The sequence below is a fragment of the Pseudemcibacter aquimaris genome (genome assembly GCF_028869115.1).
Classification (GTDB): domain Bacteria; phylum Pseudomonadota; class Alphaproteobacteria; order Sphingomonadales; family Emcibacteraceae; genus Pseudemcibacter; species Pseudemcibacter aquimaris.
The window spans coordinates 1,087,351-1,103,450 of sequence record NZ_CP079800.1 but is presented as its reverse complement, the minus strand read 5'-3'; the positions used below and the strand labels follow the sequence as shown (position 1 = coordinate 1,103,450).

Sequence of the window (16,100 nt, the reverse complement as noted above, 5' to 3'; positions counted from 1 at the left end):
TTTTTATCCCCGAAAACCTTTAAAACATCCCTATTTAAGCCCCCTCATCGTCATACTCGGACTTGTTCCGAGTATCCATTTATATACATGAGGAATCTTTCAAGCTGCGGAATAGACTCTCGGAACAAGTCCGAGAGTGACGAAGTAATTTTATTAGTCTTCCCAAAGATCTCAATAATCAAGGTCTGAGAACGCAATTTCTGCAGCGCGCGACAGATTCCGCAGAGGTGCATTGTAAACGAAACAAAAGAAAATTAAGTTCACCTATTCTTTATCGTCAACCCCTTCATATATCCTACGACGAATATACTTTGGTAATGTTAAATAAAAATAATAAAAAGGAGAAAAACCCACCCCCACTACCAAACCATAAACTATTGGCGATATGTCGGGTGGTAATTTCCACAAAGTATAAATTGGTATAGGCATATTAATAACGATACATATGAAACACCATATATCTGAACGATGCTTAGATTTATCTATTTTTATGAAAACTCGTTTTAATATATTCATTTAATCGCCCCTCACTCCTATATGAATACCATCCTGATCCACCTCATCATACCCGGCATTAGGATCAATGACGCGTTTTCCGTCGATAATTTTGGGTTCAACAGTCACGATTTTTCGTACTCTCGATTGTTCAAACGCCTCATCCATATTCCCCGCCTGAGATAATAACTTAAGATTCATGATGGTGGGGAACATCATGTCTTCTCGCGCTTCCTCAATAAACTCTAGGGGCTTCACCCATTTTAAATCAACGGCTTCGCGTCCATCCGGTGTTGCAACTTGCCCCGTTGGTGCTTTGGCTAGGAAGAAGCGGGTGTCGAAGCGTTTGGGGTAGATGCGTGGTGTCACCCATCTGGCGAAAGGAACCAAGGCATCCATGTTGAATGTGATGTTTGCTTTGTTGATAATTTCGGCGAAAGTGATTTTATCATTTAACAAGTCATCGCGATATTCGCTCGCGCTCGTTTGTTCGCCGATGATCAAGCCTGATTCTTCGAAGACTTCGCGGAAGGCGGTGTGGGTGAGTTCACTGTATCCGTCGGGATATTCTGGAATATTATTTGCGAGTTCTATGTCTTCAGGATCGACTTTGCCGCCCGGGAAGACATATGCACCGCCGGCGAAGGCGATGTCTTGGTGACGTTTGATCATCAGGACTTCTAGGCCGTCATCGCCATCACGGATGACGAGGATGGAGGCGGAATCAATTAGTTCCGCCATATTAAATTTCTCTGGCGTCGATCACGCCTTTTAATGACGCCACCGCATTACGGATGGATGGGGAGATTTTATATTTATCTTTAAGTTCCACATCCACATCGCAATCTGGAAAATCTTCGTGTTTGACGTTTAGCTTGAATGTAACGCGTCCACGTCCCTTTTTATGGGGTTCAAGGATTTCCTTAATTGCATCAAGATTACTTGCATCTTTAAGATAAACATCAAGCCCTGCGCCCGTGCGCAGTGCCACGTTATCGATGGTTTCAATGCCTTGCGCGGTAACACGCAGGCCACCATCATCGCTATGGCGTACTTCGGCGGTAATGATCACGGAATTACCGCCCGTCAGGATTTCATCAACAGCGTCTAGCAGTTCCGAGAATAACGTCACTTCAAAACCACCATGGGCATCGGAAAGACTTAAGAACGCGTATGCCTTACCACGCTTGGATTTCATTTTGCGGATACCTTGGATGGTTCCGGCAAGGCGCACCACACCGCCCTTACCCGTGGCGCGTTCGGCAATTTCGGTGCTTGGGATAACTTTTTGACGGGCGAGCACGGATGTATAGGCATCAAGCGGATGGGCGGAGAGGTAAAAACCAACCGCTTCTTTTTCGCATTTCAGTTTTTCTATCAAATCCCAATTGTTAACTTCTGGTAGGACAATTGAATGTTCCTCAACCTGATCACCGAAAAGGCTTACTTGATTTGAATTTCTTTCCTGTGTCGCGAGGCTCATTTCACGGAGCATCATTTCTACGCCCTCGTGCAGTTGCGCACGGTTCGGGTTGATGCTGTCGAAAGCACCGGCCTTAATCAGATTTTCAAGGGCACGTTTGTTAATCTGTCTCGTATCAACACGGTTACAGAAATCATCCATATCTTTAAACGGGCCGTTTGCGTCACGTTCCGCCACAAGGCTTTCCATCGCCGCTGCGCCCACATTTTTAAGACCCGCAAGCGCATAACGCACACCACGCAGTTTACCGTCACTCATGTAACCGCCGACCTTGTCATCATCGGTTTCACCCTCGATGACCTCTGCGGTGAATTCGACCTGTGATTTATTGACGTCTGGCGGCAGGATTGGAATATTCAGGTTATTCAGTTCCTGTTTAAAAATATGAAGCTTGTCTGTGTTGGTTAGATCAAGTGTCATGATCGCGGCCATAAATTCAACCGCGTAGTTGGCCTTTAAGTATGCCGTATGATAGGAAACAAGCGCATAAGCGGCGGCGTGACTTTTGTTAAAACCATAACCCGCGAATTTCGCCACTTGGTCGAAAATGGCGGCGGCCTGTTTCGGGTCTACGCCCTTTTTATCGGCACCGTCCTGGAACCTTGCGCGCTGCTTATCCATTTCGGACGCGATTTTCTTACCCATCGCACGGCGCAGCAAGTCCGCATCACCAAGGGAATAATCCGCGAGAATCTGCGCGATGATCATCACCTGTTCCTGATAAATGATCACGCCATATGTTTCGGTGAGGATTTCCTCCAAGAGCGGATGCATATAATCCGGTTCTTCTTCGCCATGTTTACAAGCAATGTAACGCGGAATGTTATCCATCGGACCAGGACGATAAAGCGCCACCACCGCGATGATGTCTTCGAACATGTCGGGTTTCATGTTCATCAGAACGCTCTGCATCCCTGTACTTTCAAGCTGGAACACGCCGACCGTGTCACCGCGACAAAGAAGCTCATAAGATGGCCCATCATCAAGTGGTGTTTTTTCAAGGTCGACCACAATGTCACGATTGGCGATATATTCGACCGCCTTTTTTAGAACCGTAAGCGTTTTTAATCCCAAGAAGTCAAATTTAACAAGGCCCGCCTGTTCCACGAATTTCATATTAAATTGTGTTACCGGCATATCGGAACGCGGATCGCGGTAAAGCGGCACCAATTGATCAAGCGGCCTATCGCCAATCACCACACCGGCGGCGTGGGTCGATGCATGGCGGAATAATCCTTCAAGCTGAAGCGCGATATCAATCAGACGAGATGTATTTGGATCACCCGCAATTTCTTCGCGTAATTTTTTTTCGCTTTCGATGGCTTCTGACAAGGTCATCGGGTTCGCAGGGTTACTCGGGATCAATTTTGAAAGTCTATCGACCTGCCCATATGGCATTTGTAGCACGCGACCCACATCACGCACCACCGCGCGGGCTTGCAGCTTACCGAAAGTAATAATCTGCGCCACTTGGTCGGCGCCGTATTTTTCCTGCACATAATCAATCACAAGACCGCGTTTATCCTGACAGAAGTCAATATCGAAGTCAGGCATCGACACACGTTCCGGGTTCAAGAAACGTTCAAACAGAAGTCCGAAACGCAATGGGTCAAGATCGGTAATTTTAAGAGCCCATGCAACCACAGAACCCGCACCGGAACCACGGCCCGGCCCCACGGGAATGTCATGATCCTTGGACCATTGGATAAAATCCATAACGATCAGGAAATAACCCGGGAAATCCATATTGATAATGATGCCCAGTTCATATTCCATACGTTCGTAATATGGCTTGGCCATTTCGGCTCGTTTTTCTTCGTCTGTTTCGCCGTGAAATACATGCGCCTCTAACCTTGCGTCTAACCCTTCTTTGGTAACCTGACGCAGGCTGTCCGCCTCACTCATGCCCTCACCGATTGTGAATTTTGGCAGGATCGGGTCAATGGTTGGCACTTTGTATGCGCAGCGCTGTGCAATCACGACGGTATTTTGAATGGCTTCCGGCAGATCTTCGAAAAGCTTCACCATTTCATCGGTAGATTTGAAATAATTTTCCGGCGTTTCTTTACGGCGGTCGGTTTGTTCCACATAATTACCACCAGCAATGCAAAGCAGCGCATCATGGGCTTCATACATTTTACGTTTTGGGAAAAACACCTGATTGGTCGCGACCAGCGGAATGTCGTATTTATAGGCCAGATCGATAAAAGTACCCTCAAGCTGATCTTGAACCTTAAGCCCCGTGCGGGCAATTTCCATATAAAGGCGGCCTGCGAACATGCTGTTTAAATGCTTTAAACATTCTTCCGCCTTTTCGTTCTCTTCGTCCTGTAAAAACTTACCTACCGGGCCATTAACGCCCCCCGTTAAACAGATCAGATCACCCGTATGGCCGCTTAAATCATCAATGGCAATCTGCGGTGTTTCTGATGGATCAGAATCAAGATGAGCTTTACTAACAAGCACCATCAGATTTTCATAACCCACCTGCGTTTGCGCAAGCAACACGATCCAACCCGGCTCCGGTGCAGGTTTATTGATGTTATCGCCAGTAAGCTCATGACGGATTGCGATGGTACACCCAATAATCGGCTGCACCCCTTGGGGTGGTAAGTTCAGTGACGCATCAAGCGCACCAAACATGTTATTGGTATCTGTAATCGCCACCGCGGGCATTTTATTACCAACGCAGTGTTTACCAATTTCCTTTACGGGCACAGCCCCTTCCGCCAGTGAATATGCAGAATGTAATCTTAAATGAACGAATTGCTGTGCCGCTGACATACTTGGCCCTACATTAATGTTAAAATCAGTGCCATTGTCACAAATTCAGCGACGCACTGTGTGGCATAAATCAGGAACAGTTTTAACGTCCGCCCTTCAAATGCATATGAAAGCCCCATTTGCGCGCATGTTACCCCCAGCGCCATGATCACGGTCACTGCGATCGTTGTACGCATATCAAGCGCCATGATTTGAAAGAGTACCGCCAAAGAAAATGCAACCAGCAAACAAAGGCCAAAACCAATGGACATGGCCTGTTTTGGGCTGCCTAACTCTTCTTCCTTAAGGCCCGTTTCAATTAACCATGCTTTACCGAAAAGAATTGGTGAAAACCATAATCCACCAACCATGAATTTTGCAATTGCGGCAAGCAAAATTGCCAGAAAATTTAGTTCCCCGAAGCTCAGCATTTCAATTCCCTTTCCCAGATTTTACCTTGATGATATTTCAATTAATCTGTTCAGTTCAGCGTTCATTTCTTCCACGATCTGCTCTGAACCTTCTTCAGAAATGATGTTTTTCAATTCATATGGATCGGCCTTTATATCATATAACTCGTCCATACCTTCAAGGTCCTCATATCTTATGTATTTATATTGTTCTGAGCGAACCGCTTTATATCCCATATGATCCATACGGTCAAAAACTGTATCAGAATAATATTCAATCATAAAAGTATCTCGCCAACTATCAACCTGTTCACCAGATAATATTGGCACCAGCGATCTGCCGTGACGAACTTTTTCAATATTCAAGCCCGCAAATTCAATCAATGTTGGCGCTAAATCAAGCGTTAAAGCGGTCTGTGTTGGTTTATCACCCGCTTTAATTTTTGCGGGATATCTGATCAATAGCGGTATTCTAATCCCTTCTTCATATGCCATTCGGCGTTCCGCCCCAAGCGCATGTTCACCGTACCAGTACCCATGATCAGACGTTACAATGATTATTGTATTATCGAGTTTTCCTGAAGTTTCTAACTCGGATAATAATCTGCCTAACCCTTCGTCAATTGCCATTAACATTTCATGGCGTTCATGTATTGTCTTATCCGGTGTAACCGTATCTATACTTAATGTCGGAACATTTTCTATGTTTCGCATAAGTGCCGGTTTATCGGTTGGGACAATCCCGTAATTTGGCCTTCGGGGTGGCACTGCGTCCTGATACATTCCAACATGCCTGTCAGCGGCCACAAATCCTGTTCTGGTTTGTCCTTCTGGCAAATCTGCTGCACTTCCATCATCGGCTTGAAATACATTTGGATGCAGAGCCTTATGCGACAAATATAGCATAAACGGGTTATCACGTTCTTTTTTGATGAAATCAATTGAGAGATCATGAAGGATATCAGTAACATATCCTTTGATTTGTTTACGCTCTCCATCAATATTAAAGGTAGGGTCTATTGCCTCACCCTGTCCCCTCATCCCGGCCCAATCGGTAAAACCGGGTCGTGCCGTATCATCATTACCCATATGCCATTTACCAATGAATGCCGTATCATATCCATTTTCTGATAAACGTTGCGGAAATGTTTCTAGGCGATGGCTTTGTTCATTTCGGGCAAGGTTATCCGTAATGCCATGATAATGCGCATGTTGCCCGGTAAGTAATGTTGCTCTACTGGGCGAACATAAAGGATTCACTGTAAATGAATTTTCAAAATGCGCCCCTTCAGCAGCAATGCGGTCAATATTTGGTGTCTGAATGTATGGGTGGCCTGCTGCGCCAATTTCATCAAAACGCATATCATCAACCAAAACAACAATCATGTTTGGTCTGTTATCTTGTGTTTCTGTTATCGTTGTGGTTTCTGTATTATTCTCGTTCGTTCCACAAGAACTTAATGCTGTTAACATAATAATTAAGGCCAGTTTTGGCCTGTTAATAAATCTAATTGTCATAACCTGTCCCTATGATTATTTTTCGATTAATTAATTATTACTATGTACTACCCCTTCTTTTAAGCTTACCGTACGGTCCATCCTGTTCGCAAGATCATTATTATGAGTGGCGATTAATGCTGAAATCCCCTCGTCCCTGGATAGTTGCAAAAGAATATCCATCACTTCGTTCCCTGTGACCTCATCCAAATTACCTGTTGGTTCATCCGCAAGGATTAATCTGGGTCGGTTTGCAAGACCGCGCGCAATGGCAACGCGTTGCTGTTCACCTCCGGAAAGTTCAGATGGTCGGTGATCTAACCGTTCTTTTAGGCCCATTTTGGTGAGCAATTCTTCTGCACGTTCTGCGGCTTCACGTTTTGAAACGCCCGCGATTAATTGCGGCATTATTACATTTTCAAGCGCGTTAAATTCCGGCAGCAAATTATGAAATTGATAAATAAAACCGATCTCGTGCCGTCTGATTTTTGTGCGTTTTACGTCATTTAAATCTTTTGTCGGAATACCTGACATTAAAACATCACCACGGTCTGTGCGTTCAAGTAATCCCGCAATATGAAGCAGTGTTGATTTACCCGCACCCGACGTTCCCACAAGAGCAACCACCTCACCACTAGCAATGGTCAGGTTCACACCTTTTAAAATTTCAAGCGTATGTTCCCCTTGGGTAAAGCTTTTATAGATATCTGTAATTTCAATAATGTTACTCATACTTCAATGCCTTTACCGGATCAGTGTTGGCAGCACGAAGCGCCGGAAAAATAGTCGCGAGTAACGAAAGGATTAACGCAACCATCGTTACGGCAATCACTTCGCTCGGGTCCACTTTGGACGGAATTTCAGTAATAAAACGTGTTTCCGCATCCCAAACGGATGATCCGGTCATGGCTTCGATTAAATCCACAACCCATTGCAGATGATTGGCAAGGTAAATACCGCCAAGCACGCCAAAGAACGTACCGATCACACCAATGCTTGAGCCAATGATAAAAAATATCCGTGTCACAGATGATCGTGACGCGCCCATTGTTCTTAATACCGCGATGTCACGGGTCTTGCTTTTCACCAACATGATCATGGTCGAAATCACGTTAAACACCGCAACTAGAATAATAAGCGATAGGATAATGAACATGGCATTGCGTTCAATTTCAAGGGCATTGAAAAAGGCACGGTTTAATTCCTGCCAATCAATCACACGACCCGCCAATCCCATATCCGCTATGCGTGCGGCAAGTTCCGGATAGACGACATTTACCATATCGGCATGGGTTAATGTGACTTCTAACCCGCCCACTTGATCATCATATTGGAAATATGATTGCGCTGCCTCAAGCGGTACAAAGAAATAACTACTGTCGTAATTATATTCACCGACCTCGAATATGCCGGTGACATAAAATTGTTGAATACGTGGTACAGTGCCAAATGCCGTAACGCGTCCTTTCGGTGACATAAGTGTCAGATCACTGCCGATTTCCAGACTATATTTTTCAGCAAGTCTTTTACCGATGATAATATCATTACCGCCTTCGCCAAAATCCGCAAGGGTGCCGGCGACCATATTGTCGGCGACCAGTTTTTGCGTGCGCAAATCTTCTGGCTTAACACCACGCACAAGGGCAAATGTACCATAGTCACCCATCATGGCCATGGCCTGCCCTTCAAGGATAGGGCGGACCTTCACCACATTTTCAATGTTTGATAATTGTTCAGCGGCCTCGTCATAATCGGCCATTTTTCCACCGAATGGCTGATAAAGAACATGACCGTTAAAGCCAATCACCTTACCCAGAAGTTCTTCACGGAAACCACCCATCACCGACATGGTGACGATTAAGGCCCCAACCCCAAGAAAAATACCGAATAATGAAAAAAGCGCGATAACAGTAACAAAACCATCATGACCTTTTACACTTAGGTATTTGAGTGCGACTTTCCACTCGTAACTATTGAACATATATTATCCTAATTTTTCGAGCAGTTCTTCCTCTGTCAGCTCCACTCGTTCCCCAGTACGGCGATTTTTAAGTTCAATTACGCCTTTTTCAAGACCTTTTGGCCCAACAACAACTTGCCACGGAACACCAATTAAGTCCATATCCGCAAATTTGGCACCTGCGCCCGCATCACGGTCATCATATAAAACTTCAATCCCTGCGGCTTCTAGCTTGTTATAAAGTGCATCACATGCGGCCGTACAATTTTCATCTTTAAAACGCAGATTAATAAGCCCGACTTTATATGGGGCCACCGCTTCCGGCCAAATGATACCGTTATCATCATGGTTGGCTTCGATCAGTGCACCAACAAGGCGGGAAACACCAATACCGTATGAACCCATTTCAACGTTTACTTCTTTCCCGTCAGGGCCAGCAACAGTCGCGCCCATGCTTTCGGAATATTTTGTGCCGAAATAGAAAATGTGACCAACTTCGATCCCTTTTGCGGTTTTTAGATCACTATCGGCAACCGGGCAGTTATCCGCGTCATGCTTTTCTTCTTCCATCGCGTAATAGCTTTGCAGTTTTGCAACTGTTTCATCATCGATATCACCCGTCAGACTTGATAGATCAAAGTCTTCAATGGCCTTATCATAATGGAGTGTACTTTCACCGGTTTCCGCCAGAATTTGGAATTCATGGCTCATGTCACCGCCGATGGCACCGCTATCGGCCTTAACCGGAATAGCAACAAGTCCAAGGCGCGCGAAAGTACGCAAATAAGCCACATACATTTTGTTGTATGATTCTTTTGCACCTTCAAAATCAAGATCGAATGAATAATTATCTTTCATTAGAAATTCACGGCCACGCATAATGCCAAAACGCGGGCGGACTTCATCGCGGAACTTCCATTGAATATGATACATATTTAACGGAAGGTCTTTATATGATTTCACATTATTTTTAAAAAGATCAGTGATCATTTCTTCGTTGGTTGGACCAAAAAGCATATCACGCTCATGACGGTCTGTGATACGCAGCATTTCTTTACCATATGCATCATAACGGCCGCTTTCCTGCCAAAGTTCAGCAGGTTGAATTGTCGGCATTAATAATTCAATCGCGCCAGCGCGGTTCTGTTCTTCGCGCACGATGTTGGCAATTTTATTAAGAACGCGCAATCCTGTTGGCAACCAGATATAAATACCTGCGCTTGATTGACGGATCATACCGGAACGTAGCATCAGACGATGCGATACGATTTCTGCTTCTTTTGGGTTTTCCTTAACCGTAGGAATAAAATGTTTGGAAAGACGCATTTTTTACCTTGAAAATAAATAAAATTAAAATTGATATAATTGCTTTATATCACCCGTGTGATTTACTGCAATTACCTTTTGATAATTGGGCGCTTTTTTGTGCGTCTTTCTTCGTCGCAGAGCATATATATACGGTTTCGGTCAGCTTCGCGCAATGATGCACCATTCCAAAGAACATCGCCATCCTTAACCGTAACCTGTCCAAGGATAATTTTTCCTTCTTGTGATCCAGTTAAACCATATTTTTCATTTAAGTTCGCGTCCCTTAATGCATCATGGGTTAAATAAAACGAATACCCATTTTGACCAATCCCAAGACTGTCCCCACCACCATTAAGATCGGCTGGCACCACATCACGCCCTCTTACATCCTTACCCGGGTTATATTCCACATCAGCATCCGGAATATGCGGGGTTAACAAATTGCAATGCGCTGGTGTAACCAGAATAATTCGCTCTATTTGTTCCTGCGCCATTCCTTGTGGTGGTAATACATCAGGATCTGGCACAACTGATTCTTGCAGGGTTAATGCACTTATTATGGTTAAAAATGTACTGAAACTGGTCATTGGCATCTGCTTTCTCCTGCCTCTATCATAGGATAGAGCTGCTCAAAAGATCAATATGTTGCAAAAATAACACATATAGCAAAAATATTACAGTTATCTTCATTTTTGGGGTGACAGTCGCATAAGTCTCCACTAAGGTTCTTATCACAAGTGAGACCCAAGTTTGGGAGCGAGGAAACTCTTAAGTAAAAATAAAAAAGAATTTGGTAACAAACTCACTACACCAAAGAAGAGCAAGGTTTTACCCTTGCTTTTTTTATGCCTGAATTAAATTATGGTTTCAGCGATACCAAATCAAAATAATCAACAAGTCCTACAACAATCATAAAACAAACTGTAATGATTGTATTTAGAACCATTTTCTTTTTAATATTTGCATGAACAGGTGACCCCACCTCAACACCGTCTGTGATTTCTTCATCAGATTCGTGATGCGTTTTGACGCCAAGAGGCAGAACCATAAATAAGATAATCCACCAAGAAACAAAAAATGTGATGCTATAACCAATTAAGTCCATTTTGACCTCTATACCTCTTCTAATTCAATAAGCGTGCCGAGAAAATCCTTTGGATGAAGAAATAATACAGGCTTTCCATGTGCACCTGTTTTTGGCTCTCCGTCCCCAAGAATTCGCATACCTTTTTCGATTAAATGATCCCTTGCTTTCAGAATATCACCCACTTCGTAGCACACATGGTGAATACCCCCTGCACCATTTTTTTGCAAGTAAGATGTAATCGGCGATTTATCCCCTAGCGGATGCAATAATTCGATTTTTGTATTTTCAAGATTCACAAACGCGACTGTCACACCGTGATCCGGCAAATCAATCGTTTCTGAAACATCGGCACCAAGCGCATCACGGTACATGTTAATGGCAGCGTCCATATCCGGCACGGCAATGGCAATATGATTTAATCGTTCAATCATTTCTTGATCCTTGTTATTTTTACCGTTGTGATCGGGCCTGTTCCTTTTCCGGTGAACCTTCTGGATGCTCTTCGGCCAACGGACCTTACAAGTTCATTTAATACATCATCATCTTTTAAATGTTTTTGCGTGGCCATGCCAAGCGCTTCATGTAACTTATCATCAACGAATTTATCGTGTTCTTCGTTTTCCCCTTTTGGCACCCCTTGCGCCGTTATATCAATTGGGGCCAATAAATACCCATCCGTATCAACAACCAAATGAATGATCATTACGCCATTGTGCATAATGCGGCGGCGTTCAACGATGGCCATATCATCATCTTCGATCAAATGAATGCCATCTAAAGCTAGTCTTCCCACCGGCACTTCATTGATTACTTCGGGACCATTTGGGGCTAACTTGATCGCCAGTCCGTTTTTAGGGACGGCCGTCTTCTTAAAGCCGACTGATTTGGCAAATTCGGCCTGTTTATTTAAATGTACATTTTCACCGTGGGTTGGAACGACAATTTCCGGTCTGATCCAATCATACATTTGTTTTAATTCTTCCTGACCCGGATGACCGGACACATGAACCATTGCATCTTTTTCGCTGATGATGTCAGCCCCTTTTTCAGCGATCAGATTATAAACACGGTATATGGTTCTTTCATTGCCGGGGATAACCTTTGATGAAAAGATCACCGTATCCCCCTTGGTAATATGAATAAGTTTATGATTATCCTGCACAATACGCATAAGTGCAGCGCGGGCATCCCCCTGACAACCAGTCATGATGAATAATATTTTATTACGCGGGATATGTGATGCGTCATCCTCATCCAGGATTGGCGGCAAATCTTGCAAATAGCCACATTCCTTGGCAGCAGCCACATTTCGTTTCATCGAACGACCGATGAGGCATAAATGACGTCCCGTTATTTTTGCCACTTCACCCAATGTGGCAAGACGGGCGATATTTGATGAAAATGTGGTGCAGAAAATCGCGCCTTGAGTTTTTTGCTTAACGATATCGATTAATGTTTCACGAACTTCTAATTCTGAACCGGACGGTTTCTTATTAAACACGTTTGTGCTGTCGCAAACAATCGCCAGCACCCCTTCATCACCAATCTCTTTTAACCTTTTATGATCAAGGTTATCACCAACCAATGGATCAGGATCAATTTTCCAATCTCCCGTATGGAATATGGTTCCAAGTGGTGTTTTAATATTCAGCGCATTGGGTTCTGGAATTGAATGAGTAAGCGTTACATATTCCATATCAAAGTCACCAACACTGAACTGACCACCCAATGGAATTTCATTAATTTCAACAGTATCCAATAATCCTGCTTCAGAAAATTTTGATCTTAAAAGGCTTGCTGTAAATGGTGTTGCGTATATCGGACAACCAAACCTTGGCCAAAGATGCGCAACAGCACCGATGTGATCTTCATGGGCATGGGTTAAGACGAGCGCCTTTAAATCATCCTTTATACCATCAACGAAATCCACATTAGGCATAATCAGGTCAATGCCCGGCAAATAATCATCAGCAAATGAAATACCACAATCAACCATGATCCATTGATTATCATAGGAATATAAATTTAGGTTCATTCCAATTTCGCCAGAACCACCAAGCGGTAAATATAAAAGCTGTTTAAAATCGTTACTCATTATTTCTGATTGGCCCAATATATTTCAAACAGACCATATGTGGTAAGTTCCTGGTCAACCAATTCAATTACATCTGATGCCTCATTGAAAAGTGTCGCAAGTCCACCAGTCGCCAGAACTTTCATAGGACCATTAAATTCTGCACGAATACGTTCCACCATTCCTTCGATCATTGAAAGATAACCATAAAAAATTCCTGATTGAATGGCTGAAATTGTACTATCACCAATTACTTTAGCCGGTTTTTCAACGGCAACACGCGGCAATTTCGCCGCCGCCATGCTTAAGGCCTCAACAGAAAGATTTACACCCGGCGCAATCACACCGCCGTAATAATCACCATCTTCGTCAATAACGTCAAAGGTGGTCGCCGTTCCAAAATCAATTATGACCATCGCCCCGCCATATCGTTTATGAGCCGCGACTGCATTCACGAGCCTGTCTGCGCCGACCTCAGCCGGGTTTGGAAGTTTCACATTAACATTTAAATTAACATCATCTTCCCCAACCACAAGCGCGGTGCAGTTAAAATATCTGCGGCATAAAAGCTGTAACGGGAATAAAGTTTGCGGTACCACCGTCGCAATAATTGCCCCGGTAATATCGGATGCATCAAGATTTTCAAAATTCAAAAGCTGCGACAACCAAACCATATATTCATCGGCAGTACGGCTGTCCGCACTTGAAATACGCCATTTGTGAATAATCTTATCTTCATCATGAAGGGCGAAAACTATGTTTGTGTTACCTGCATCGATGGCTAATAGCATTTTATTTTCTCTTATGTATCATTCGGGAAAAACACATCACCCGAATGGATTAACTTTATTTCATTACCCATGTCCAACTTTAACGCGCCCTGACTGTCCAGGTCAACAAATCGTCCATTTAATTCCTGATCAGGCAGACGAACTTTTATCATTTCGCCCTGGCCTTTTGCATGTTTTAACCATTCATCACGAATGACAGGAAAACCATGTTCCTGCCAGATATGAAGCCATTCTGCCATTTTTCCAGCAAGAATATGAAATACTTCAAAATGTCCAAATGGCTTATCCGTTTTATCATTGATGTGGGTTGTGGGATAAAGCGTATTATCCGGATGGTGGGCAACATTGATACCGATGCCGATAATCATTAAATTTGGACCACCATGCTTGCTATAGGTTTCAAGCAAGATGCCTGAAATTTTGGCACCATCCACAAGTACATCATTGGGCCATTTGCATTTAACGTCACCTGAATTCACAAATGCCGCAACCGTATCTCGCACAGCAAGTGATGTTACAAATGATAACTGCGCCGAATGGCATAGGCTTTTATTCGTATCATAAATAAGCGTACTGTATAAATTGCCCGCTTTTGAAACCCATTCTCGGCCACCACGGCCACGGCCACCAACCTGTTCATCGGATGTAATCCAATGACCACTACCCACGCCCTTATCAATTTGTCGGATGGCTTCTTTATTGGTGCTGTCTATAGACAAAAATGCCTGATGATCGAAACCATCAGGCATTTCTAAATTTGAATAGTCGCTCATAGAATTTTTATTGCGATAAATTTTCTGCTGCCATAGCCGCGCTATCAAGAATAGGACTTGAAATTTGCGGAATGATAAAGGCAATCACAAGAAGTGCCGCAACAGTTGCAATAATCTTCATTGGGTATGATTTCTGTTCCACGAAACCTTCTACAGGATCATCAAAATACATAACCTTAACAATGCGAATGTAATAATAAGCACCAACCACGCTTGCTAGAACCGCGATGGTTGCAAGAGTAAAGTACCCTGCATTCACAACAGGAATAACCACATACCATTTCGCAAAGAAACCAGCGAGCGGCGGAATACCAGCAAGCGAGAACATAAAGATACTAATCGCAAGAGCAAGCGCAGGATGGTTACGGCCAAGACCGGAAAGATCACTGATCTCTTCAACCATGCCGTCTTCTTTTCGGCGCATTGACATGATGCAAACAAATGTACCCACATTCATCACAAGGTAAATTGCCATGTAAATCATCACACCACGAAGGCCTTCTGAATTACCCGCCACAAGACCAAGAAGCGCAAAACCAATATGACCGATGGAACTATAAGCCATCAGACGTTTGATGTTTGTTTGCATGATCGCTGCGAATGAACCAAGGATCATCGACGCAACTGACATAAAGATTATAACCTGCTGCCATGAACCGCTCATATCACCGAATGGCACATAAAGTGTGCGGGCAAGAAGCGCAAGCGCCGCCACCTTTGGTGCCACAGCGAAAAATGCTGTAACAGGTGTTTGTGAACCTTCGTATACGTCCGGTGTCCACATATGGAACGGTACCGCCGATACTTTAAACGCAAGACCCGCAAGAACGAATACAAGACCAACAATCGCACCAATCGGCGCATGATCAAGGTTTGAAATCGCCGCTGCAATTGATGTGAAGTTCGTGCTGCCGATAAAGCCGTAAACAAGTGAACAACCATAAAGCAGAATACCAGATGACAATGCACCAAGTACGAAATACTTAAGACCCGCTTCCGTTGAACGTTCACTGTCACGTTTAAACGCCGCAAGAACATATAAAGCCAAACTTTGAAGTTCAATACCCATGTAAAGTGTCATCAGGTCATTGGCACTAACCATCACCATCATACCGACAGCAGACAATGTTACCAGTACCGGAAATTCAAAGCGGTCATCACCTTCTAATTTAAAGAACTCACGTGACATGATCACCGCAAGTGCGGATGCCACAAGTACAAGTATTTTCATAAATGTCGTGAAGCCATCAGCTACAAACATATTATTGAATGTGAAGCTTTGCGTGCCACTGGACTGTACAGTCAGGAACAATGTCACGACCATCATAATAACAGCAAGCCAACTAACAGCATTCACACTGTCTTTCTTAAACACACCAACCATCAGTAGCGCCATCGCCCCTACTGCTAGGAAGATTTCACCGTATGCAATTGCAAGATTAGGAAATAGTTCAGTCAT

13 protein-coding genes and 1 pseudogene are annotated in these 16,100 nt (G+C 43.9%); all 14 read right to left on the bottom strand.

Annotated features, from left to right (window positions below):
• Positions 1 to 516 precede the first annotated feature (516 nt).
• Positions 517 to 1,236 carry an NUDIX hydrolase gene (locus tag KW060_RS05440; protein WP_249035355.1) on the bottom strand — a complete coding sequence of 240 codons (720 nt, stop codon included), beginning with the start codon at positions 1,234 to 1,236 and terminating at the stop codon, positions 517 to 519.
• A 1-nt stretch (position 1,237) separates the two neighbouring features.
• Positions 1,238 to 4,762, bottom strand: a complete 3,525-nt coding sequence (dnaE, locus tag KW060_RS05435) for a DNA polymerase III subunit alpha (RefSeq protein ID WP_249035354.1) — start codon at positions 4,760 to 4,762, stop codon at positions 1,238 to 1,240.
• A gap of 8 nt (positions 4,763 to 4,770) precedes the next feature.
• Positions 4,771 to 5,172 (bottom strand): DUF1761 domain-containing protein, encoded by a 402-nt coding sequence (locus KW060_RS05430; protein ID WP_249035353.1) that lies wholly within the window; start codon positions 5,170 to 5,172, stop codon positions 4,771 to 4,773.
• A 21-nt stretch (positions 5,173 to 5,193) separates the two neighbouring features.
• Entirely contained in the window at positions 5,194 to 6,669 is a 1,476-nt protein-coding gene (locus KW060_RS05425) for a sulfatase-like hydrolase/transferase (RefSeq protein ID WP_249035352.1), read from the bottom strand.
• Between the two features lie 30 nt (positions 6,670 to 6,699).
• Positions 6,700 to 7,281: pseudogene (locus tag KW060_RS05420) on the bottom strand (ABC transporter ATP-binding protein); the annotation flags it as partial.
• 91 nt (positions 7,282 to 7,372) lie between these two features.
• On the bottom strand, positions 7,373 to 8,629 hold the full coding sequence (locus KW060_RS05415; RefSeq protein WP_249035350.1) for a lipoprotein-releasing ABC transporter permease subunit: 1,257 nt from the start codon (positions 8,627 to 8,629) through the stop codon (positions 7,373 to 7,375).
• 3 nt (positions 8,630 to 8,632) lie between these two features.
• Positions 8,633 to 9,934 (bottom strand): proline--tRNA ligase, encoded by a 1,302-nt coding sequence (gene proS, locus KW060_RS05410; RefSeq protein ID WP_249035349.1) that lies wholly within the window; start codon positions 9,932 to 9,934, stop codon positions 8,633 to 8,635.
• Positions 9,935 to 10,005: 71 nt separating this feature from the next.
• A complete protein-coding gene (locus tag KW060_RS05405) occupies positions 10,006 to 10,503 on the bottom strand; it encodes a hypothetical protein (protein WP_249035348.1) in 498 nt (165 codons plus the stop codon).
• Positions 10,504 to 10,775: 272 nt separating this feature from the next.
• A complete protein-coding gene (locus KW060_RS05400; RefSeq protein ID WP_249035347.1) occupies positions 10,776 to 11,021 on the bottom strand; it encodes a DUF1467 family protein in 246 nt (81 codons plus the stop codon).
• Positions 11,022 to 11,029: 8 nt separating this feature from the next.
• Positions 11,030 to 11,434, bottom strand: a complete 405-nt coding sequence (mce, locus tag KW060_RS05395; protein WP_249035346.1) for a methylmalonyl-CoA epimerase — start codon at positions 11,432 to 11,434, stop codon at positions 11,030 to 11,032.
• Positions 11,431 to 13,098, bottom strand: a complete 1,668-nt coding sequence (locus tag KW060_RS05390; RefSeq protein ID WP_249035345.1) for a ribonuclease J — start codon at positions 13,096 to 13,098, stop codon at positions 11,431 to 11,433. Before KW060_RS05390 ends, mce begins: the two co-directional genes overlap by 4 nt.
• A complete protein-coding gene (locus tag KW060_RS05385) occupies positions 13,098 to 13,868 on the bottom strand; it encodes a type III pantothenate kinase (RefSeq protein WP_249035344.1) in 771 nt (256 codons plus the stop codon). The genes KW060_RS05390 and KW060_RS05385 overlap by 1 nt, the downstream gene beginning before the upstream one ends.
• A gap of 11 nt (positions 13,869 to 13,879) precedes the next feature.
• A complete protein-coding gene (locus KW060_RS05380) occupies positions 13,880 to 14,641 on the bottom strand; it encodes a biotin--[acetyl-CoA-carboxylase] ligase (RefSeq protein ID WP_249035343.1) in 762 nt (253 codons plus the stop codon).
• A 7-nt stretch (positions 14,642 to 14,648) separates the two neighbouring features.
• Complete coding sequence (nuoN, locus tag KW060_RS05375) at positions 14,649 to 16,100, bottom strand: NADH-quinone oxidoreductase subunit NuoN (RefSeq protein WP_249035342.1); 1,452 nt, start codon at positions 16,098 to 16,100, stop codon at positions 14,649 to 14,651.